The sequence below is a fragment of the Pseudomonas sp. P5_B2 genome (genome assembly GCF_056400445.1).
The window spans coordinates 1-7,462 of the sequence record NZ_JBFULH010000194.1; the positions used below are offsets into that span (position 1 = coordinate 1).

Consider the following 7,462-nt stretch of genomic DNA (forward strand, 5'->3'; position numbering starts at 1 on the left):
TCACTGGCCCGTGCGCGTTTCCACAGATTCAGCCAGCGATCCATGTGCAAACCGGGCTCGAAGTCGATCAGCGGCCGATCGATGATCCCGCCCGACGGGTAGCCGAGCATGCTTTCGGCAGCGCGGTTGGCATAGCGCACATGGCTGTCCCAATTGACCCAGAGAATGCCGACGGTGCTCTGATCGATGGAAAACTGGGTCAGGCGCAGCGCTTCTTCACTGGCCTCACGCAGGGCAATGTCTTCGCGCGCGGCCAGCAGGTGTTGCTCCAGGCTGTGCTGTTGCCGCCGTTGCCAGAACACGATGGCCATGCTGCTCAGCATCATGACGGCGAACAGCAGGCAAAGGTTTTGCCAGAACCCTGGGGATTCTGAAAACCTGGGATATTTAGGCTGCAACCATTGGTTGTGCAGTTGCTCCAGGTCCTTGGCCGGGATCGCCCGCAGCGCACTTTCGACAATACCGGCCAGCTGCGGCCAATCCCGGCGAGTGGCCACGCGCAGCAATTGCGGCAGGCCGATGTCGCCCACCACCACCAGCCCCGCGAACTCGGGTTCAGCAGACAAGCGCCCAAACTGGGCCTCGTCGACCACGGCGTAACCGGCCTGCTGACTCAGCAATAATTGCAGCGCCTGGCGTTCGATGGGCACGCCTTGCAAGTTCAAATGAGGATAATTGCTGCGCAGATAATCGGCGGTCACGCTGGGCATGCGCACCGCGACGCGGGTCTGACTGTCGAGCTTCTCCAGTTCCACGACACCCGTGCCCTTCTGATCGCTGACCACCAGCTGCGGAACCCGCATGTACGGATCAGTAAATTGCCATAGGCGCAATCCGGCCGGTGTTTGCGTCAGCCCCACCGCGATGTCGATTTCACCTTCACGTGCGGCGTCTTCCAGTTGCGCGACATCCGGAAAGTTGCGCCAGCTGAGCTCAACCTTGAGCGCAGCGGCCAGCCATTTCATCAACTCGACATTCACCCCGGACAACCGCTGCAAGCGCCGATCGTATTGCGCATAAGGCGCCTGCAACACTACACCGACCCGCAGCTCGCCATGGGTTGCCAGCCATTGTTGTTGCTCGGATGACAATGCCACGGCATGCACCGTTGGCGCAGACGCCGCCCACCCCATCAAGGGAAACCACAAACAGCCGATAACCCACAGGCAGCGAAAAAATATCATCGAAGTCTCACACACTGACAAACACTGACTAACCCATTAGGCTGCCGGAAACACTTCTGGCCTGGAATATCCGATGCCCCCTGTCTACCGCCTGGCACTGCCAGCATTGTGCCTGTCGCTGATCCTGCCATGTGCCTTTTCCGTTGAYGCCGCCGACCCGGCGCCTGCCGCAGCAGAAAAATCCGTAGAAGAAAAACCGGCCGAACGCCAGCCATTGCCTGAACGTAGTCAGGAAGAAGCGACAGCACTTGAGCGCAAAATACCTGCTCAGGAACAGCAACAACTGCAAGCCGGCACCGACACCTTTCTGGCCTTGTGGAAACCGGCCAATACCGCCGAGCCCAAGGGCGCGGTGATTATCATCCCCGGCGCCGGTGAAACCGCTGACTGGCCGCAAGCAATCGGCCCTTTACGCCGTCAATTACCGGACGCCAAGTGGAGCAGCCTGAGTATCACCTTGCCAGATCTGCAAAGCGAAACCATCGCGCCACGTATCGTCGACGTCGCACCCGCGCCAAAAGCGCCGGATACCGGCAGCAAAGACTCCACCACCGCAGCGCCCATCGAGCAGGCCGCCGGCGGTGAAGCGGAAGTGGTCGACAAGGCCATCGCCGAAACCAGTGAAGAACAGCTCAAGGCCGACGCCGAGCGGATCTTCGCGCGTATCGACGCCGCCATTGCTTATGCTGAACAACAAAGCGCCCGCAGCATTGTCGTGCTGGGCCATGGCACTGGCGCTTACTGGGCCGCGCGCTACCTGAGCGAGAGGCAGCCCTCGCAAGTGGAGAAATTCGTTATGGTCGCTGCCCAGACACCGGTTGCGACGAAGCCAGGATTGGCTGAACTGACGCCGACGTTGAAGCTCGCGACGGCGGACCTCTTCTATATGGATAAGCCGCTGGATCGCAAAGCGGCGCTGGAGCGATTGCAGGCCAGCAAGCGTTTGAAGACGTCCGCGTTCAGCCAGGTGTCGCTGAAGGCCTTGCCGGGGAATGCCAAGGCTGAGCAAGAGCAACTGGTGCGCCGGGTGCGCGGTTGGTTGAATCCGCAGAATGCGGCGGGCTGATAGACCGGGTCGCCCCATTCGCGAGCAAGCCCGCTCCCACAGTTGATCGATGTTGAACACATATTTTATGTTCACTGGAGATCCACTGTGGGAGTGAGCCTGCTCGCGATGACGTCATCACAGACAACACAACTCTGCTTCCCTATCGAAAATCCCGCCGCTCACGAATCAACGTATAAGCCGCGTGCAACTCGCGCGTCCTGTCCGTTGCCTCACGAACCTGCAATGCCGTCGCCCCGCTGCCGGCAATCTTGTCCGGGTGATGACGACTGAGCAGACGCCGATACGCACGTTTGATCTGCTCCGGCTCGCTGGTCGCCGAGACCCCCAAAAGCCGCAACGCATCTTGATAGCCAATGACGCCGCTGGCCTTTGCCCGCTTGTGCTGGTCATATTCGGCGGCCAATGCCTGAATCTGATGCGGTGTCCAGCCCAGCCACTTCCCCCACTGGGCAATCAACTCACGCTCATGACGCCCGGCACGACCATCCGCCCAGACCATCCGCCAACAGGCGCGCAGCACGCCTTCTGCCGCATGTGGCTGAGCACTCAAGCGTCGCAGGTAGCCGCGTAACCGGTCATTGCCCGATTTGCCGCGATTAAACGCGACAATGGCACGACGCTGCGCCAACTCCGTCATGTCCAAAGACCGCATTTCCTGACGGGCCTGCTGGATGTGACCCTCCATCACCTGTCCATCACTCTTGGCCAACCGTCCTAGCAACACAAAAAGCAGTTCATCATTGCGCAGCATCGGACGACCGCCGAGCTTTTCAAACAGATGCCCAAAGCTTTGCAGGTGCAAGCGCCGATCCAGCGCCTGCCCCAACAAAGCGCCGAGCATGGCCCCCGGGATGCTGGCTATGGCAAAGCCTGCTCCGGCTCCGATCAGAGTCCCTGGCCACAACATCTCAGCGGTTCGCTTCTATCAAGGCTTCAACTTCGGCCAGGCGCTCGTGCGTGCCGACATCCACCCACTGGCCTTTCAACCGCTCACCTGTCACTTGCCCGTCGGCCATGGCTTTGCGCAACAGCGGCGCAAGCTTGAACGCCCCGTCCGAACAACCGTCGAACAACTGCGGATGTAACACCGCAATGCCGCTGTACGTCAGGGTTGTGGTACCTGGCTGACCGTCGCGCACCTGCCCGTCGGCCAGCGTGAAATCGCCAGCCGGGTGATGGGCCGGGTTATCGGCCAGCACCAAGTGAGCCAACCCGGCGCCGGGTTGATGCAGCACGCTGAAGTCGTAATCGGTCCAGATATCACCGTTGACCACCACAAAGGCCTCGTCACCCAGTAACGGCAACGCACGGAAAATCCCGCCGCCGGTTTCCAGCGGCTCACCTTCCGGTGAGTACTGGATGCTGACGCCGAAGCGCGAGCCATCGCCCAGATAGTCTTCGATCTGCTGACCGAGCCAGGCGTGGTTGATCACGATTTCGCTAAACCCGGCGGCCGCCAGGGCGCGCAGGTGATATTCAATCAGCGGCACGCCGCCGACGCGAACCAGCGGTTTGGGGGTGGTCAAGGTCAACGGGCGCATACGCTCGCCCTTGCCTGCCGCCAGGATCATTGCCTTCATGCATGGGCTCCGACACGCAGACTCAGGAGCAACACATCCAGTTCGGCCAGTTCAGGCCGGCGGGCGATCACAGCATCTATATAGGCAAAGAAACGTGGCACATCGGCGAGGTAGCGGGGTTTACCGTCGCGATGACAGATGCGGGCGAAGATGCCGATGACTTTCAGGTGACGCTGCACGCCCATCAGGTCGCTGGCCCGCAGAAAGTCTTCAAAATCCGGTTGAACCGGGATGTCGAGAGCGCCGGCTTGCTGCCAGTACTGCTCAAGCCAGCCACGCACACGCTCTTCAGGCCAGCTGAGGAAAGCGTCCTTGAACAGGCAAGTCACGTCGTAGGTCACGGGACCATATACCGCATCCTGGAAATCCAGCACACCCGGATTCGGTGCGCTGAGCATCAGGTTGCGTGGCATGTAGTCGCGGTGCACCAGAACTTTGGGCTGGGCCAGGGCGCTATCAATCAACAGCTCGGTAACATTCTGCCAAAGCATTTTCTGCGCAGCGTCGAACTCGATGCCCAGTTCATGTTTTACATACCAGTCGGGAAACAGTTCCAGCTCGCGACGCAACAGCGCGACGTCATAACTCGGCAACGGCGCAACCATCGGCAACTGCTGAAAAGCCAGCAATGCTTGTAGGGCATCCTTGAATAAATCGTCGGCGTTTTCGCTGTCGATCACGTCCAGGTAGGTGTTGTTGCCCAGATCATTGAGCAAAAGAAAACCGCGCTCGAGGTCTTCGGCATATATCTGCGGCACATTTATTCCGGATTTCGCCAACAAAAAAGCGATATCCACAAAAGGCTTACAGTTTTCCTGAGGCGGTGGAGCATCCATCACGATGAAGCTTTTATCCTCGCCTTCCCAGCGAAAATAGCGCCGAAAACTCGCATCGCTACTGGCCGCAGTCAACGTAGCCGGGGGGACAGCACCCCAGCCTTGTGCTGCAAAGAGAATCGCCAACTGCTCATCGAGCCAAACTTTCAGGTGTTGCAAACGTGCATCTTGATCAGGCATTGCAAGGGTCTCCGACGGCGCTAGCCGTCAAGCGGGTCATGCTTTATTATCCAGCATCTTTTTCAGACCATCGAGAGGCGTGCGGCCCACACCGCGGGCAGATGGCACGCAGGAAGCCCGGACTAATAAGATGGCATTGAAATCCCCCGCGTTTCGTAAAAAATTTCCGTTGTTGGTAACCGGCAGTTTGCTGGCCCTGCAACCCCTGGCTACTTCATACGTGGTCGCTGCAGAACAGTATGACTGCTCAGCCTCTGCTTCGGGTGGCTGGAGCTGCGCGCCTAAAGCGTCGACGGCGACATTGCCACCGCGTCCAGTCCATGAAGACGGCGCAGTTTCCGCCCCTGCCGAAGCTGCAGCCCAGAGCGAATCCAGCGAAGAGACCGGCGCAAAGACCGTACTCGTTACCGAGTCCAAGGGCCGCGGCCTGAAGTCTCGTAGCGAAGACTACAGCCACCTCGACTGGGTGCCACGCGAAAATCTCACTGCAGCACAGTTGGCCGAAACCGGCCCTTACTGCGCGGGCGCCTATGTCGAGCCGATTCGTCCTGGCATGAATGACAAGACGAATAAAAGTGACGCACCTACCTTTATCGGCGCGAAGGCCTCGCGCTATAAACAGGATGAGCAAGTTGCGACTTTGGCCGGTGACGTCGTCATGCGCCAGGGCAGCATGCAGGTTGAAGCCGACGAAGCCAGCCTGTACCAGGCCGAGAGCCGTGGCGATCTGAACGGCAACGTGCGCATCCGCGACAACGGTGCACTGATCGTGGGCGACCATGCCGAAGTGCAGCTCGACACGGGTGAAGCCAAGGTCGACAACGCTGAATACGTGATGCACAAATCCCGTATCCGCGGTAACGCTCTGTATGCCAAGCGTGCCGAAAACGCGATCATCCGCCTCAAGGATGGTACGTACACCACGTGCGAACCGAATAGCAACGCCTGGCAGCTCAAGGGTAACAACATCACCCTGAACCCGGCGACCGGCTTCGGTACCGCGACCAACGTGACATTGCGGGTCAAGGACATTCCTGTCCTGTACACGCCGTACATCTACTTCCCGATCGATGACCGTCGCCAGTCCGGCTTCCTGCCGCCGACCATCGGCACCGGCAGCGATACCGGCTTCATGCTGGTCACACCGTATTACTTCAACCTGGCACCGAACTACGATGCCACGTTGTACCCGCGTTACATGGAAAAGCATGGCTTGTTGATGGAAGGCGAATTCCGCTACCTCACCCAGTCAAGCGAAGGTCAGTTCGGTGGCGCGTACCTGAGCGACGAAGACACCGAGCGCAGCAATCAGACCGACTACCGCAAAGACCGCTACATGTATAACTGGCAGCACAAGGGTGGTCTGGACTCGCGCGTACTCTCGCAAGTCGACTACACCAAGATCAGCGACCCTTATTACTTCCAGGATCTGCAGACCGACCAGATTGGTGTAAAACCCGCTGATTTCGTGAACCAGCAAGGCTCGGTCACCTACCGTGGTGACAGTTACACAGCTCGCGTGAATGCTCAGGCATTTCAACTGGCGACGGTTTCGAATATCACCCCTTATGATCGATTGCCGCAGATCACCTTTGATGGCGCGCTGCCGTATCGTCCTGGCGGCCTGAATTTCAGCTACAACACTGAAATCGTGCGGTTTGATCGTGACCTGCAAAATGGCACGTTCACCGATGAAGACGGCAGTGTGAGCCCTCGCCTGGACCAGAATATTCAWGGCCTGGCGCGCGCTACCGGCGACCGCCTCAACCTGGCCCCCGCCGTCAGCCTGCCGCTTGACTGGACTTATGGCTTCCTGAAGCCGACGCTCAAGTACCAATACACCCAGTACCAACTGGATCTGGACAGCATCGGCAAATCCCAGGTTAACGCACAGAGCGCGGAACAGGACAAACTCCTCGGTACCTTTGACAGCAACCAAAACCGAGGGGTGCCAATCGCAAGCCTCGACAGCGGCCTGTATTTCGACCGCAAAACCCAATGGTTCGGCAAGAATTATCGCCAGACCCTTGAGCCGCGCCTGTACTACCTCTATGTGCCAGAGGTGGACCAGGAAGACATTCCTGTTTTCGACACCAGCGAAAGCACTTTCAGCTACTCGTCGCTGTTCCGTGACAACCGCTTCACCGGCGCCGACCGTGTCGGCGACGAGAACAAACTGTCGCTGGGCATCACCAACCGCTGGATCGAAGACGACGGCTTTGAACGTCAACGCATCAGCGTAGGCCAAGCCTTGTACTTCCAGGACCGCAAAGTACAGATGCCAGGCATCGCAGATACCCGTGCCGATTCTACAGCCAGCGTTTCGCCGTACGCCCTGGAATACGAATACCGCTGGAACCGCGATTGGCGCACCACGGCCGACTACAACTGGGACCCGGACAGCCGCACCCCTCGCTCGGGTAGCGCGATGTTCCACTACCAGCCGGAAGACAACCCGAACAAAATCATCAACGCCGGCTATCGCTATCGTAACGATCAGGTGCTCTTTAACCAGAACACCGGTCAATGGCAGTTCGGTGGTGACTATGGCGTTGAGGGCCAGCCTGGCTTCGTGAAGGATTACTACAAGATCGAGCAGCACGACTTCTCGGT

6 protein-coding genes are annotated in these 7,462 nt (G+C 59.0%); 2 read left to right on the forward strand and 4 right to left on the reverse strand.

The features are described from left to right. Window positions 1-1,184, reverse strand: a 1,184-nt coding sequence (locus tag AC1DRJ_RS15520; protein WP_477802946.1) for a transporter substrate-binding domain-containing protein, incomplete at its 3' end; no start/stop codon positions are given. Window positions 1,185-1,257: 73 nt separating this feature from the next. Between AC1DRJ_RS15520 and AC1DRJ_RS15525 the strand changes: the two genes are divergently transcribed. Next, a complete protein-coding gene (locus AC1DRJ_RS15525; RefSeq protein ID WP_477802947.1) occupies window positions 1,258-2,250 on the forward strand; it encodes an alpha/beta hydrolase family protein in 993 nt (330 codons plus the stop codon). Window positions 2,251-2,392: 142 nt separating this feature from the next. Here the strand turns inward: AC1DRJ_RS15525 and AC1DRJ_RS15530 are convergent, their stop codons facing one another. The 3 genes from AC1DRJ_RS15530 to AC1DRJ_RS15540 are packed head-to-tail and all read right to left on the reverse strand — an operon-like array spanning window position 2,393 to window position 4,849. Then, window positions 2,393-3,160, reverse strand: a complete 768-nt coding sequence (locus AC1DRJ_RS15530; protein WP_477802948.1) for a TerB family tellurite resistance protein — start codon at window positions 3,158-3,160, stop codon at window positions 2,393-2,395. Window position 3,161: 1 nt separating this feature from the next. Further along, window positions 3,162-3,833, reverse strand: coding sequence for an N-acetylmuramate alpha-1-phosphate uridylyltransferase MurU (murU, locus tag AC1DRJ_RS15535; RefSeq protein ID WP_477802949.1), 672 nt, complete (start codon window positions 3,831-3,833; stop codon window positions 3,162-3,164). After that, the gene (locus AC1DRJ_RS15540) at window positions 3,830-4,849 is read right to left on the reverse strand and encodes an aminoglycoside phosphotransferase family protein (protein WP_477802950.1); all 1,020 of its coding nucleotides are present in this window, start codon (window positions 4,847-4,849) and stop codon (window positions 3,830-3,832) included. Before AC1DRJ_RS15540 ends, murU begins: the two co-directional genes overlap by 4 nt. A gap of 130 nt (window positions 4,850-4,979) precedes the next feature. Here AC1DRJ_RS15540 and AC1DRJ_RS15545 point away from each other — a divergent pair. Next, window positions 4,980-7,462, forward strand: a 2,483-nt coding sequence (locus AC1DRJ_RS15545; RefSeq protein ID WP_477802951.1) for an LPS-assembly protein LptD, incomplete at its 3' end; no start/stop codon positions are given.

Bases quoted from the DNA above. Each gene is read 5' to 3' on its own strand.
- murU (WP_477802949.1), bottom strand. From the start codon at position 3,833: ATGAAGGCAATGATCCTGGCGGCAGGCAAGGGCGAGCGTATGCGCCCG.
- AC1DRJ_RS15530 (WP_477802948.1), bottom strand. From the start codon at position 3,160: ATGTTGTGGCCAGGGACTCTGATCGGAGCCGGAGCAGGCTTTGCCATA.
- AC1DRJ_RS15540 (WP_477802950.1), bottom strand. From the start codon at position 4,849: ATGCCTGATCAAGATGCACGTTTGCAACACCTGAAAGTTTGGCTCGAT.